Genomic DNA, 14,058 nt, shown 5'->3' on the forward strand with positions numbered 1-14,058 from the left:
AATGAGTCATTGCACAACGGAATGGCCAGACAATGGCGTTATGGATGCGCCGCCGTAGAGCCTTTTGACGATCAATGTCCTAGAATCCGGCGCAGTATTTTCTTCTGCCGCCCAGTCTGGAGCTGCCATGACCCCTGCATTGGATTTATTGAAAAAGGTTCGGGCCGAACATCGCGTACACAGTTACGAACATGACCCGAAGGCCGCTTCCTATGGTCTGGAAGCTGCGGAAAAACTCGGTCTCGCCCCGGCGCAAGTGTTCAAGACCTTGCTGGCGGCCAGCGAGAAAGGAGAGTTGCTGGTGGCGGTGGTGCCGGTTGTCGGCAGCCTGGACTTGAAAGGGCTGGCCCATGCTGCCGGCGTGAAAAAGGTCGAAATGGCCGATCCGGCGGCAGCGCAGCGCTCTACGGGTTATTTGTTGGGCGGGATCAGCCCGCTGGGGCAGAAAAAGCGTTTGCGTACCTTCATTGATAACTCGGCCCAGCCCTTCGCCAGCATTTTTGTCAGTGCCGGCCGGCGTGGACTGGAAGTCGAACTGGCGCCGGCCGTGCTGGCCGAGCACACCCAAGCGAAATTTGCCGATATCGGCCGTGCGTGAACGCAGCGCTGTATGGTGAAAATCAGCCGGTTCTGTCACTGGTGCCGGTTCGATCGGCGCTGCATGCTCGGCGGTCTGACAAAGGGAGAAGGTTATGCAGCTTGAGTTTCATCAGGTCGACGCGTTCAGCAATCAGCCCTTCAGCGGCAACCCGGCGATGGTCTATCGGCTCGATACCTGGCTCGCCGATGAATTGATGCAGAAGATTGCCGCCGAGCACAACCTCGCCGAAACGGCGTTTGTCGTGCGCGAAGGGCAGGGCTGGCACATTCGCTGGTTTACACCGACCACCGAGGTGCCACTGTGCGGTCACGCGACACTGGCCAGTGCCCACGTGTTGTTTGAGGTCTATAAAGAGCCGGTCGAGCGACTGGACTTTATCTGCAAATCCGGCCCGTTGAGCGTGACCCGTGAAGATGGACGACTGTGGCTGGATTTCCCGTCGATCACTGCGTCGCCGGTGAGCGTTATCTCGGACATCGAGCGTGCACTGGGCGTCAAGGCTGTCGAGGTACTGGCTTCGAATGAGCTGTTCGTGGTGCTGGAGTCGGAGCAAGCCGTACTCGACTGCAAGCCGGACATGGTGGCCCTGGCAAAACTGCCGTGGTTGGGCGCCATCGTGACGGCGCGCGGGGAGCAGCACGATTTCGTTTCCCGTTACTTCGCCCCGGCAATCGGCATCAATGAGGACCCGGTGACCGGATCGACCCATTGCCTTCTGATTCCGTACTGGTCGAAGCGTTTGGGCAAGTCGAGCCTGATGGCCTGTCAGCGTTCGGCGCGGGGTGTGGAGTTGTTCTGCCGGCTGGAAGGCGAGCGGGTGAAGATCGGCGGGGATGCGACGCTCATAGCAAGTGGAACGCTGATGCTGGGCTAACGCAAACCCAGTGTAGGAGCGAGCTTGCTCGCGAAGGCGGACTGTCAGTTAACATCATCATCGACTGACACTCCGCCTTCGCGAGCAAGCCCGCTCCCACATTTGATCCATGTATGTCAGTTGGCCGTGCTGTAGCGCCGGACACCCGATTCAACAGCGGGAATCTGCGCCGCCGTGCTGCCGGACGCCTGGAATAGCACCAGGTGTTCAGCCGCGACACGAATGCCCACATCCGCCCCGACCTGACGATCGACATGGCTCGGAAAGATCGACTCCAACTGCGCGCCTGTCGGCAGTTGCAAGCGATACAGGGTCGATGCACCGAGGAACGTCTTGCCGGCGATTCGCGCCTTGAGTGCGCTGTCCGGTGCGTAGACGATATCGTCCGGACGCAGCAGCACGTCCACGGCGCCGCCTACCGGCCAGGTGTAGGCCCGGTTGCCGCGCAACTCACCCAGCTCGGTTTGCACCGACTCCGGGCTGCTCAACTGACCGCGAATGAAATAGCCCTGGCCGATGAAACTGGCGACAAAGGGCGTCAGTGGTTCGTGATACAGGTTGTAGGGCGTATCCCACTGTTCCAGTCGACCTTCCTTGAACACGCCAACGTGGTCGCTGACCGCGAAGGCTTCTTCCTGGTCGTGTGTCACCAGAATCGCGCTGGTGCCGCGGGCCTTGAGGATGTCGCGTACTTCATGGCTGAGCTTGCGGCGCAATTCGCCATCGAGGTTGGAGAACGGCTCGTCGAGCAACAGCAGTTGCGGTTCCGGCGCCAGTGCGCGGGCCAGGGCGACACGTTGCTGCTGCCCACCGGAAAGCTCGTGGGGGAAACGCTTGCCGAGGTTCTTCAGGTTGACCAGTTCCAGCAGCTCTTCGGTCACGCGATCCTTTTGCGGATGCTTGCGAATACCGAAGGCGATGTTGTCGGCCACGCTCAAGTGCGGGAACAGCGCGTAGTCCTGGAACACCATGCCGATGCGGCGTTTCTCCGGGGCGAGGGTGAAGCCGGCGCTGGAGATGGTCTCGCCGGCCAGCTGGATTTCGCCTTCGTGTACCGGTTCGAAACCGGCAATCGCCCGAAGAGTGGTGGTCTTGCCGCAGCCGGAAGAGCCCAGCAGGCAACCGATGTCACCGGCGTTCAAATGCAGGTTCAGGTTCTGCACCACGCGTTGGTCTTGATAGCCGCACGCGAGGTTGCGCAGGTTAAGCAGTAATGGCTGGCTCATGCGTGGTGATACGCCGGTTCGACGAGGAACTCGAGCAGGGCTTTTTGCGCATGCAGACGGTTTTCGGCTTGATCCCAGGCCACCGAGCGTTTGTCGTCGAGCAGGTCGACGCTGATTTCCTCGCCACGGTGCGCCGGCAGGCAGTGCATGAACAGCACGTCGTCAGCGGCCAGGTCGAGCAGGGCGCGGTTGACCTGGAACGGTGCGAACAGTTGCAGGCGCTTGGCGGTTTCCTCTTCCTGACCCATGGAGGTCCAGACGTCGGTGCTCACCAGGTGTGCGCCGCGCACGGCATCTTTCGGGTCGCGAACGATGGAGACGCGATCGCCGGCCTTGGCCAGGAACACTGGGTTGGGCTCGTAGCCTTCCGGGCAGGCAACGCGCAACTGGAAGTCGAACTGGATCGCCGCTTCTATATAGCTGTTGCACATGTTGTTGCCATCGCCGATCCAGGCCACGGTCTTGCCCTGGATCGAGCCGCGGTGTTCGAGGAAGGTCTGCATGTCGGCCAGCAACTGGCACGGGTGCAGGTCATCGGACAGGCCGTTGATCACCGGTACGCGGGAGTTGGCGGCGAACTCGGTCAGGTTGCTGTGGGCAAAGGTACGGATCATCACCGCGTCGAGCATGCTCGACATGACGATGGCACAGTCGCCGATCGGCTCGCCACGGCCCAGTTGGGTATCACGTGGCGACAGGAAGATCGCCTGGCCGCCGAGCTGGATCATGCCGGCCTCGAAGGAGATCCGGGTGCGGGTCGAGGATTTCTCGAAAATCATCCCCAGGACGCGGTTTTTCAGAGGCTCGAACAGTACGCCGCGGTTACGCAGGTCCTTGAGCTCAACGCCTCGACGGATCACGCTGACCAGCTCTTCGGGCGTGCAATCCATCAGGGAGAGAAAGTGCCTTGCGCTCATCATTGACTACCTTTTTGCTACAAACCGCAGATGCTCAAAGCCTTGTTTGACGGAACAACGGGCGAGACCTGCGGCGTAAGCCGCACGGGGCGACGAAATAGGGGAAGGCGCGATCTTATAATTAAATGTCGCGTCTTACCAATAGGGCTACAGTTTTTAGGGAGTTTCAGAGGTGCTACGGGTTCACCGAGGTAGCGCTTTTGAAGCCTGTTTCCTGACAGCAGCGTCTCATTTGTACACCGGCCTCTCGGGGCTTGGCAATCAGGCGAGGCGGCAATGGTGCGCTGACAGTCGGTTTCTGACTTGCCGTTCCAGGTCTTGAGCAGCGTGTCGCCAGCCGGCACCGGGCTCGACGAACACGGGTGCCTGATTGGTGAGCTGACCGGCATTTGTGTACCCCACGAGCAGATTGAAACCCTGCGGGAATCCAGTTACAGGCACCCCCCAGGCCGTCTTCGAATTGAACTCCGATATCCATCGGCTGGCCTGATAACCATCGATTCACAAGACGAACATCGCTGGCGCGGTGGCGGGTCTGGCGCCATAGTTTTGCTTCCGCGGCCAATGTTGCCCCGCCCATAACAAGACAGAGACTGGCCATGACCAAGACTCTCCATCATCGTGCGTGCCATTTGTGCGAAGCCATCTGTGGCCTGACCATCGAAACCACCGAGGTCGAAGGCGGTAACGTCCAGATCACATCGATCAAGGGCGACCCCCAGGATACATTCAGCCGTGGGCACATCTGTCCCAAGGCCGTTGCGTTGCAAGACATCCAGAACGATCCGGATCGCCTGCATCAGCCGATGCAGCGGGTGGGCAATGAATGGCAGCCCATCGAGTGGGACGCGGCATTCAATCTGGTCGCCGAACGCCTTGCCGCCATTCAGGAGCATCACGGACAAAATGCCGTGGCGGTCTATCAAGGCAACCCCAGCGTGCACAATTATGGGCTGATGACCCACAGCAATTACTTCCTCGGCCTGCTGAAAACCCGCAACCGGTTTTCTGCCACCTCGGTCGATCAATTGCCCCATCACCTGACCAGTCATTTGATGTACGGCCACGGTTTGCTGCTGCCAATCCCGGACATCGATCACACCGATTTCATGCTGATCCTGGGCGGCAACCCACTGGCTTCAAACGGCAGCATCATGACCGTGCCGGATGTGGAAAAACGTTTGAAGGCGATACAGGCTCGAGGTGGCAAAGTGGTGGTGGTCGATCCGCGCCGTAGTGAAACGGCGGCGATTGCCGATCAGCATCTGTTCGTGCGCCCTGGCGGCGATGCGGCATTGTTGTTCGGCCTGCTCAACACCTTGTTCGCTGAAGATTTGACCCGCGACAGCCATCTGCCCATAGACGGTCTGGAGGACGTGCGCAAGGCCGTCGCGCCGTTCACCGCCGAGGCCATGAGTCCGTTGTGCGCGGTGCCGGCCGAACAGATCCGCCAATTGGCGCGGGACTTCGCCGCGGCGCCCTCGGCTGTCTGTTATGGCCGCATGGGCGTCTCGACCCAAGCCTTCGGAACACTTTGTCACTGGGCGGTGCAGTTGATCAATCTGGTCACCGGCAACCTCGACCGCGTGGGAGGTGCCTTGTGCACCGAGCCGGCGGTGGATCTGGTGGCGACGACTTCGGGCGGACATTTCAATCTGTGGCAGAGCCGGGTTTCCGGGCGTCCGGAATACGCCGGAGAGCTGCCGGTCTCTGCGCTGGCCGAAGAGATGCTCACCGAAGGGGAAGGGCAAGTCCGGGCGCTGATCACCGTGGCGGGCAATCCGGTGCTGTCCACGCCCAATGGCCGAAAACTCGAGCAGGCGCTGGACGGGCTGGAGTTCATGGTCAGTATCGACTTGTACATCAATGAAACAACGCGTTACGCCGACCTGATCCTGCCGTCCACGTCGGCGCTGGAGAACGACCATTACGACACGACGTTCAACCTGTTTGCGGTGCGCAACGTCAGCCGTTTCAACCGCGCAATCCTCGCCAAACCCAAAGGTGCACTGCACGACTGGGAGATCTTCGTCGGGCTGGCCAAGGCATTTGCCGCCAGGACCGGCAAAGAGTTGAAGCCGACCATCGCCCCGGCGCAAATGATCGATCGCGGCCTGCGCATGGGGATGTACGGGGACACTTCAGAGCACAAGCTGTCGCTGGCGACTTTGTTCGATCATCCCCATGGTGTCGATCTTGGCGCGCTCAAGCCTAACCTTGCACCGCGCCTGAAGACTGCCAATCAACGCATCCAGGCCGCGCCGGCGGCGATTCTCGCTGACCTGGCGCGCTTCGCCGCCTTGAAGGCGCCGGCCGCCGACGAGTTGTTGATGATTGGCCGCCGGCATGTACGCAGCAACAACTCATGGATGCATAACTATCATCGGTTGGTGAAGGGCAAGCCACGTCACCAGTTGCTGATGCATCCGGACGATCTGGTCAGTCGCGGGCTCAGTGACGGACAGCGTGTTCGGGTCAGTTCGCGGGTGGGTGTGATCGAGGTCGAAGTGCTGGGCAGTCTTGATATGATGAAAGGCGTGGTCAGCCTGCCGCACGGCTGGGGGCACGCGCGGCCGGGCGTGCAAATGTCGATTGCCAGCAGCCAGCCGGGCTCCAGCGCCAATGATCTGACCGACGACTGCCAGCTTGACGAACTGTCGGGAAATGCCGCGCTCAACGGCGTGCCAGTGACCGTGGCGGCGGCTTGAATCTGTCTGACGGAGAGACCGAGCAGGGCGCTCGGCTTTCCGTTACAATGCGCCACCGTGCCGACCCATGAGTCGGAAAGTTCAGCCGAGGTGCTCCATGGATATCATCGAAACGATTAAAGAGCAGATTGCCAACAACACCATTCTGCTTTACATGAAAGGCTCGCCAAATGCCCCGCAGTGCGGCTTCTCCGCGAAAGCTGCACAGGCCGTGATGGCGTGTGGTGAAAAGTTTGCGTACGTGGACATCCTGCAGAACCCGGAAATCCGCGCCAACCTGCCAAAATACGCCAACTGGCCAACCTTCCCGCAACTGTGGGTTGCCGGTGAGCTGGTCGGCGGTAGCGACATCATGACTGAAATGGCCGCTGACGGTTCGCTGCAGAGCCTGATCAAGGACGCCGCCGCCAAGGCCGCTGCTCCAAAGACCGAAGCCTGATTCGCTTTCTGTAGGAGCGAGCTCGCTCGCGATGGACTAAAGAACGCCGCGGGGAACCAGATTTCCCGCGTTATCGCTGACCACCATCGTCGGAACGCCGCCCGGAGCAAGCTCGCTCCTACAGAGACAACAGGTATTAAAAAGCCCCGCCACTCGAAAGAGGGCGGGGCTTTTCATTGCGTCTGTAGGAGCTGCCGCCGGCTGCGATCTTTTGATCCTGGAAAATCAAAAGATCGCAGCATCTGCAGCTCCTACTCGTCTTCGCCCATCTGCGATTGCAGGTAGTTTTCGAGACCGATCTTGTCGATCAGGCCCAGCTGGGTTTCCAGCCAGTCGATATGTTCTTCTTCGGATTCGAGGATATCTTCAAGCAGCTCACGGCTGCCGAAGTCGCCAACTTTTTCGCAATGCGCGATAGCCACTTTCAGGTCGGCATGGCCGGTTTTCTCAATACGCAGGTCACACTCCAGCATTTCCTTGGTGTGCTCGCCGATGTGCAGCTTGCCCAGGTCCTGGACGTTCGGCAGGCCTTCAAGGAACAGGATCCGCTTGATCAGCTTGTCTGCGTGCTTCATTTCGTCGATGGATTCGTGGTACTCGTGCTTGCCGAGCTTGTTCAGGCCCCAATCTTCGTACATGCGCGCATGCAGGAAGTATTGATTGATCGCGACCAGCTCATTGGCAAGGATCTTGTTGAGATGCTGGATGACTGTAACGTCGCCTTTCATGATGGGGTCCTGCCCTTTATTAGCTGTCAATAGAGCAGAGAGTTTGAGCCGCGTATTTAATAGTGTCAAACCTAAGTTATTGAAACTTAAATGAAAATTAATCGGAATAAGAATGTTTGTGTTCCGCGTCTAGATCATAACTAGTTGATTTTGAGACATAAAAAAACCGGACATATGTCCGGTTCTTTGAAATTCGATAGTTAAGCCGCTGTAAATTCTGCTGGATAGGGAATTGCAGCCTGGGCCGTTTGCAGTTTGGTCAGGGTCTCGCGGACCACTTCCTTGGCAAGACAGGCACATTTTCCGCATTGGCTGGCCACACCGGTAGCCGCACGGACTTCCTTGTAGCTGCAGCATCCTTCATAGATCGCATCGCGGATTTGACCGTCGGTGACGCCAGTGCAGAGGCAGACATACATAAGGAAGGACCGTCGCTGATTGTGACTCAATTGCGATGGATCTTAATGTTAACGAGAATGATTGTCAAAGTGGTTTCAGGGTACTTTTCGTCATAAGCGAGGGTGGCTGACGAACGGTCTATACGGCAAACCGGTGATACAAAACCGTCGGGGATTTCATCGTACCGGGAAAAAACAGCTAAGCCAGCTCAAATACGCGGTGTATGATGACCGGTCTTTTGCGACCGGGGTTCGTGTCACAGGGCTGTCGCCTCCGGGTGGCAGGCTGATGCGAACCCTGTTTCTCACGCTATTACACCAGGAGATATCCAATGAGCGTACTCGTAGGCAAACAAGCCCCTGACTTCACCGTACCGGCCGTACTCGGCAATGGCGAGATCGTAGACAGCTTCACCCTGTCTTCGGCGATCAAAGGCAAATACGGCCTGGTGTTCTTCTACCCGCTGGACTTCACCTTCGTTTGCCCGTCCGAGCTGATCGCTCTGGACAACCGCATGTCCGAGTTCAAGGCACGCAACGTTGAAGTGGTCGCTGTATCGATCGACTCGCACTTCACCCACAACGCCTGGCGCAACACCCCGGTCAACAACGGCGGCATCGGCGAAGTTCGCTACACCATGGCTGCCGACATCAAGCAGGAAATCATGAAAGCCTACGACGTTCAGTCCGCTGACGGCGTGGCGTTCCGTGGCGCGTTCCTGATCGACGACAAAGGCGTTGTCCGTTCGCAGATCATCAACGACCTGCCGCTGGGCCGTAACATGGAAGAGCTGCTGCGTCTGGTCGATGCTCTGCAATTCCACGAAGAGCACGGCGAAGTCTGCCCTGCCAACTGGAAGAAAGGCGACAAAGGCATGAACGCTTCGCCAGAAGGCGTTGCGGCATACCTGACCGAGCACGCTGCCGCTCTGTAAGGCGCACGCTGCAGGTAAAAAAAACCGGCCATCGAGGCCGGTTTTTTTATGCGCGGAATAACGCCGGGACTGTGTAGGAGCGAGCTTGCTCGCGATGACCTCAAGAACACCGCTGGGTGTCAGGTTCCCCGCGTTATCGTTAACGACCATCGCGAGCAGGCTCGCTCCTACACAAAGCCATCAATCGTTGAAATCTTCCCAGCCACCCATCTGTTTCCAGCGATTGACGATGCCGCAGAACAGCTCTGCCGTCTTCTCGGTGTCATAGCGCGCCGAGTGGGCCTCACGACCGTCGAAGTCGATGTCCGCTGCCTGACACGCCTTGGCCAGCACGGTCTGGCCGTAGGCCAGGCCAGCGAGCGTCGCGGTATCGAAACTGGAGAACGGATGGAACGGATTGCGCTTCATGTCCAGGCGCGCAACCGCCGCGTTCAGGAAGCCAAGGTCGAAGCTGCTGTTATGCCCGACCAGGATCGCCCGTTTGCAACCGTTGGCCTTGAGGGCCTTGCGCACGCCGCGGAAGATATCGTTCAGAGCAGACTCTTCACTCACGGCCATGCGCAGCGGGTGATCGAGCTTGATCCCGGTGAATTCCAGGGCCGCCGCTTCGATGTTCGCGCCTTCGAATGGCTCGACCCGGAAAAAGTAGGTGTGATCCGGGTAGACAAAACCCTTTTCATCCATGGCGATGGTGGTCGCGGCGATTTCCAGCAGGGCATCGGTGGCCGAGTTGAAGCCACCGGTTTCTACGTCGACGACAACCGGCAGGTAACCACGAAACCTGGCAGCCATTGGATGACGGGAACCGCCACCGCCGCCATTGCCTTCCAGTTCGTCGTCGAAATGGTCTTCACTCACGCGTGTTCCTCCAGCAGGCGCCAGCGCAGTTTTTCACCGGCGCGCAGCGGGATAACGGTCAGCTCGCCAAACGGCAGGCTGGCAGGGGCGGTCCATTCTTCGCGGACCAGGGTGATGCGATCGGTGTTGGCCGGCAGGCCATAGAAACGCGGGCCGTTGAGGCTGGCGAAGGCTTCGAGCTTGTCCAGCGCATTGCGCTGTTCGAACGCTTCGGCGTACATCTCGATCGCCGCATAAGCGGTGTAGCAGCCGGCGCAACCACAAGCGGCTTCCTTGGCGTGCTGGGCGTGGGGGGCCGAGTCGGTGCCGAGGAAGAATTTTTCGCTGCCGCTGGTGGCGGCGTCGAGCAGGGCTTCCTGGTGCGTATTGCGCTTGAGGATCGGCAGGCAGTAGAAATGCGGCCGAATCCCGCCCACCAGCATGTGGTTGCGGTTGTACAGCAGGTGATGCGCGGTGATGGTTGCGCCCACGTTGGCCGAAGCCGAGTTGACGAACTGCACGGCGTCAGCGGTGGTGATGTGTTCGAACACCACCTTGAGCGTCGGGAAACGCTCGACCACACGACGCATGTGCTCGTCGATGAAGATTTTTTCGCGGTCGAACACGTCGACATCGCCACGGGTGACTTCACCGTGGATCAGCAACGGCATCCCGACTTCGGCCATGGCCTCGAGTGCAGGAAAAATCTTGTCGATGCTGGTAACACCAGAGTCCGAGTTGGTGGTCGCGCCGGCCGGGTACAGCTTGGCGGCGTGCACGAATCCGCTGGCCTTGGCCTCGCGGATTTCTTCAGGCTGGGTGCGGTCGGTCAGGTACAGGACCATCAGCGGTTCGAACGGGCTGCCGGCCGGGCGGGCAGCGAGAATCCGCTGGCGATAGCCGTCGGCTTCGGCCGCGTTGCGCACCGGTGGAACCAGGTTGGGCATGATGATGGCGCGGCCAAAGGTGCGCGCGACATCCGCGACGGTATTGGTCAACACGGCACCATCGCGAAGATGAATGTGCCAGTCGTCGGGACGCAGCAGGGTCAGGCGGTCGGACATGAGGGGATTCCAGGCGGGTCAAACTCAAGGGAATGCTACCGGAAAAGACTCTTGCAGGCACTCGCTATCAAGTTTTGCCGCCAGCTTCCGATATCCAACAGGTATGCCGTAAACATGTGTGTGTCGGTCTTTTTGTTGTAGAAGCCAGTGGAGCCTCCCGTGCGCCAGCGTTATTTAGCCTTGCTCAGTGTGTTTGCCAGCCTTCCCGCGATGGCGCTCACTTTTCAGACCCGCCTGGAGAGCATTGAGTGGACGGTCGAAGGCGACAAATTCGAATGCCGCCTGGCGCAGCCGATTACCGACTTCGGTTCGGGTGAGTTCGTGCGCAAGGCCGGTGAGCAGGCAACGTTTCGTCTGAAAGCCTATAACCCGATGATGGGCGGAGGTTCGGCGACCTTGCTGGCCGCTGCCGCACCGTGGCAACCGGGGCGTGACGATATCAACCTGGGCACGGTGAGAATCGGCAGCGGCAACGTGTTGTTCAACAGTTCACAGCTGCAGGCCGGACGCCTGATCAGCGGACTGATGGACGGTCGCAGCCCGGTGGTTCGCCATTCCTCGGGGGATGGCCGGGTGTCGGAAGTGCGCTTGCTGCCGGTCAGGTTCACCCAGGCGTTTGCCGATTATCAAGGCTGCGTGGCCAAACTGTTGCCGCAGAACTTCGAGCAGGTGAAACAATCCCAAATCGGCTTCCCTGGCGGCGGAATCGAGCTCGACAGTGCCGCGAAAGCCAAGCTGCAGGTCATGCTGGAGTACATGAAGGCTGATCCGACGGTCAATCACATCGAGCTTGACGGTCACTCCGACAACAGCGGCAACCGCCTGACCAATCGCGACCTGTCGCGGCGCCGGGCCCTGGCAGTGATGGAGTTCTTCAAGGTCAACGGCATCCAGGAGTCGCAAATCACCCTGCGTTTCCATGGCGAACGTTATCCGCTGGCGCCCAATACCAACAACGCCAACCGTGCGAAGAACCGTCGGGTAGCGGTACGCCTGGAGCGGGGAGCGCCCGCGGAACAAGTCGCCCCGCAAGCGACGAAAGCGGCCAATTCGGCAACTTCCTGACTCTTTGGTCATCGTCGCGCTCTCGACAGATTCTGTCGCTTGGTCGTCATAAGCTGTCGCGCCTCTGTAAATTATCCTGCATGAGCGGTAGACTTCACGGCTTTCCGTAGAACCCCGTGGAGTGATGGCATGGCGGACGTAAACAAGGTCGTTCTGGCGTATTCCGGCGGCCTGGACACTTCGGTGATCCTCAAGTGGCTGCAGGATACTTATAACTGTGAAGTGGTGACCTTCACCGCTGACCTGGGTCAGGGCGAAGAGGTCGAACCTGCACGCGCCAAGGCTCAGGCCATGGGCGTCAAAGAGATCTATATCGACGACTTGCGCGAAGAGTTCGTGCGCGATTTCGTTTTCCCGATGTTCCGCGCCAACACCGTTTATGAAGGCGAGTACCTGCTGGGTACTTCCATCGCTCGTCCGCTGATCGCCAAGCGCCTGATCGAAATCGCCAACGAAACCGGCGCCGACGCCATTTCCCATGGCGCCACCGGCAAGGGCAACGACCAGGTTCGTTTCGAATTGGGCGCGTACGCCTTGAAGCCTGGCGTGAAAGTGATTGCCCCCTGGCGTGAGTGGGACCTGCTGTCCCGTGAGAAGCTGATGGACTACGCCGCGAAGCACGCGATCCCGATCGAGCGTCACGGCAAGAAGAAATCCCCGTACTCCATGGATGCCAACCTGCTGCACATCTCCTATGAAGGCGGCGTGCTGGAAGACACCTGGACCGAGCACGAAGAAGACATGTGGCGCTGGACCGTTTCCCCGGAAAACGCTCCGGACAAGCCGCAGTACCTGGAGCTGACCTACCGCAACGGCGACATCGTCGCGCTGGATGGCGTCGAAATGACGCCGGCCACCGTGCTGGCGACCCTGAACCGTATCGGTGGCGAGCACGGTATCGGCCGTCTCGACATCGTCGAGAACCGCTATGTGGGCATGAAGTCCCGTGGCTGCTACGAAACCCCTGGCGGCACCATCATGCTGCGTGCCCACCGTGCGATCGAATCGATCACCCTGGACCGCGAAGTGGCTCACCTCAAGGACGAGTTGATGCCCAAGTACGCCAGCCTGATCTACACCGGCTACTGGTGGAGCCCTGAGCGTCTGATGCTGCAACAGATGATCGATGCGTCCCAGGTCAACGTGAACGGCGTTGTGCGCCTGAAACTGTACAAGGGCAATGTGATTGTCACTGGTCGCAAGTCCGACGACTCGCTGTTCGACGCCAACATCGCGACCTTCGAAGAAGATGGCGGCGCCTACAACCAGGCGGATGCTGCGGGCTTCATCAAGCTCAACGCCCTGCGCATGCGCATTGCGGCGAACAAAGGCCGGAAGCTGTTCTGAGACCTTTGAACTCGTGATGGAAGCCTGGCCTCGTCCTCGACGAGGTCAGGCACCTGAAAACGGGGTGTGATGCCAGTTACTGCGTTGTCGGGTGCATTCGTTGTCGCTGACGGTTTTCTGTCTTTCTCCTTCCAATGGGCTGTCCTGTTCTACGCGTTGTTGTTTGCCGGTTGTCCGGCTTGATCAATGACCGTCAACCGGTGCGAGACCGGATCGTAGGCAATGTAGAAGGCGGAGCAGTGCTTCGTGGTCTGCCTGGAATGTTTGAGCGCACTGGCCTTCAGTAAGGTCTCTGAAATGGCACAAGTGACAAACAGAATCACGTACGCCATCTTTTCCCGCGGCTTCTTGATTTTTTCCAGCAGCGTTTCAAATTCGACCTCCTGGCTCATCCAGCGTGTATCAACGATGCACAGGTCTTTTACAAATTCCGGCAACTGAAGTTGATGCTGAACGAAGACGGTGCTGTGCAGGCCGATCTCCGTTGGCGGGTCCTGTGCACCGCAGGGCGACCGAGCTGACGGCTGGCCGTTCGTTGACGTTTCCATAGCGGGATTCGCTGACGACTTCCCGGACGCTTTTTTTTCCGACCGCCCAGCATCTTCCATCGCCTTCATGAAATGTTTTCCCTTTTCAAAGTCGGAAGGCGCATACAGTGATCGGTAGTTGAAGTTGAGTGTCGCGAAAAAAAGCAAAAGTAAATAAAACGGAAAGCTGATTAGAAACCAGACATAGAGTTCTCTTTCCTCTTGGTCAAGGAAGGGGAGGGAAACGGCAGCCGAAGTTTCAGAGAGTGCTGCGAATATCGCAATGATTGTCATTGGGTTGGTGATTAGCTTTCTGTCATGTTCTGTGCTCATGTTGGGTTCTCATTTCCTGAATGGTTTTTAAGGTTTGTTTGATGTAGTGATTTTAGAGT

Annotated in this window: 14 protein-coding genes; 7 read left to right on the plus strand and 7 right to left on the minus strand. The window is 58.9% G+C overall.

Going from position 1 to position 14,058, the window contains the following annotated elements; genetic code table 11:
* Positions 1-127 precede the first annotated feature (127 nt).
* Together ybaK and AB7M25_RS06040 are read left to right on the plus strand one after the other, a co-directional pair.
* The gene (gene ybaK, locus AB7M25_RS06035; protein ID WP_214378399.1) at positions 128-598 is read left to right on the plus strand and encodes a Cys-tRNA(Pro) deacylase; all 471 of its coding nucleotides are present in this window, start codon (positions 128-130) and stop codon (positions 596-598) included.
* A gap of 94 nt (positions 599-692) precedes the next feature.
* Positions 693-1,475: a PhzF family phenazine biosynthesis protein gene (locus AB7M25_RS06040; protein ID WP_454237065.1), complete on the plus strand. Its 783-nt coding sequence runs from the start codon at positions 693-695 to the stop codon at positions 1,473-1,475.
* 116 nt (positions 1,476-1,591) lie between these two features.
* On the opposite strand, the gene AB7M25_RS06045 is transcribed toward AB7M25_RS06040, so the two are convergent.
* Together AB7M25_RS06045 and argF are read right to left on the minus strand one after the other, a co-directional pair.
* Positions 1,592-2,701, minus strand: a complete 1,110-nt coding sequence (locus AB7M25_RS06045) for an ABC transporter ATP-binding protein (RefSeq protein WP_007971311.1) — start codon at positions 2,699-2,701, stop codon at positions 1,592-1,594.
* On the minus strand, positions 2,698-3,618 hold the full coding sequence (gene argF, locus AB7M25_RS06050; RefSeq protein WP_033047492.1) for an ornithine carbamoyltransferase: 921 nt from the start codon (positions 3,616-3,618) through the stop codon (positions 2,698-2,700). The genes AB7M25_RS06045 and argF overlap by 4 nt, the downstream gene beginning before the upstream one ends.
* A gap of 599 nt (positions 3,619-4,217) precedes the next feature.
* On the opposite strand from argF, the gene AB7M25_RS06055 reads away from it, so the two are divergent.
* The gene (locus AB7M25_RS06055) at positions 4,218-6,326 is read left to right on the plus strand and encodes a molybdopterin oxidoreductase family protein (RefSeq protein WP_429561043.1); all 2,109 of its coding nucleotides are present in this window, start codon (positions 4,218-4,220) and stop codon (positions 6,324-6,326) included.
* Positions 6,327-6,423: 97 nt separating this feature from the next.
* Complete coding sequence (grxD, locus tag AB7M25_RS06060) at positions 6,424-6,765, plus strand: Grx4 family monothiol glutaredoxin (protein ID WP_007971318.1); 342 nt, start codon at positions 6,424-6,426, stop codon at positions 6,763-6,765.
* A gap of 251 nt (positions 6,766-7,016) precedes the next feature.
* Here the strand turns inward: grxD and bfr are convergent, their stop codons facing one another.
* Complete coding sequence (gene bfr, locus AB7M25_RS06065) at positions 7,017-7,493, minus strand: bacterioferritin (RefSeq protein WP_102698455.1); 477 nt, start codon at positions 7,491-7,493, stop codon at positions 7,017-7,019.
* 200 nt (positions 7,494-7,693) lie between these two features.
* Entirely contained in the window at positions 7,694-7,912 is a 219-nt protein-coding gene (locus AB7M25_RS06070) for a bacterioferritin-associated ferredoxin (RefSeq protein WP_007971322.1), read from the minus strand.
* Positions 7,913-8,223: 311 nt separating this feature from the next.
* Between AB7M25_RS06070 and AB7M25_RS06075 the strand changes: the two genes are divergently transcribed.
* Entirely contained in the window at positions 8,224-8,826 is a 603-nt protein-coding gene (locus AB7M25_RS06075) for a peroxiredoxin (RefSeq protein WP_007971324.1), read from the plus strand.
* A 180-nt stretch (positions 8,827-9,006) separates the two neighbouring features.
* Here AB7M25_RS06075 and rnt read toward each other — a convergent pair whose 3' ends face one another.
* On the minus strand, positions 9,007-9,684 hold the full coding sequence (rnt, locus tag AB7M25_RS06080; protein ID WP_007972317.1) for a ribonuclease T: 678 nt from the start codon (positions 9,682-9,684) through the stop codon (positions 9,007-9,009).
* On the minus strand, positions 9,681-10,727 hold the full coding sequence (pyrC, locus tag AB7M25_RS06085; RefSeq protein ID WP_015096688.1) for a dihydroorotase: 1,047 nt from the start codon (positions 10,725-10,727) through the stop codon (positions 9,681-9,683). Before pyrC ends, rnt begins: the two co-directional genes overlap by 4 nt.
* A 159-nt stretch (positions 10,728-10,886) precedes the next feature.
* Here pyrC and AB7M25_RS06090 point away from each other — a divergent pair, with 159 nt between their 5' ends.
* Positions 10,887-11,792 (plus strand): flagellar protein MotY, encoded by a 906-nt coding sequence (locus tag AB7M25_RS06090; protein WP_454237066.1) that lies wholly within the window; start codon positions 10,887-10,889, stop codon positions 11,790-11,792.
* Between the two features lie 129 nt (positions 11,793-11,921).
* Positions 11,922-13,139, plus strand: coding sequence for an argininosuccinate synthase (locus AB7M25_RS06095; RefSeq protein ID WP_007972320.1), 1,218 nt, complete (start codon positions 11,922-11,924; stop codon positions 13,137-13,139).
* Positions 13,140-13,288: 149 nt separating this feature from the next.
* On the opposite strand, the gene AB7M25_RS06100 is transcribed toward AB7M25_RS06095, so the two are convergent.
* Positions 13,289-13,999 (minus strand): hypothetical protein, encoded by a 711-nt coding sequence (locus AB7M25_RS06100; protein ID WP_454237067.1) that lies wholly within the window; start codon positions 13,997-13,999, stop codon positions 13,289-13,291.
* Positions 14,000-14,058 lie beyond the last annotated feature (59 nt).

Source organism: Pseudomonas sp. AP3_22 TE3818 (assembly GCF_053628995.1).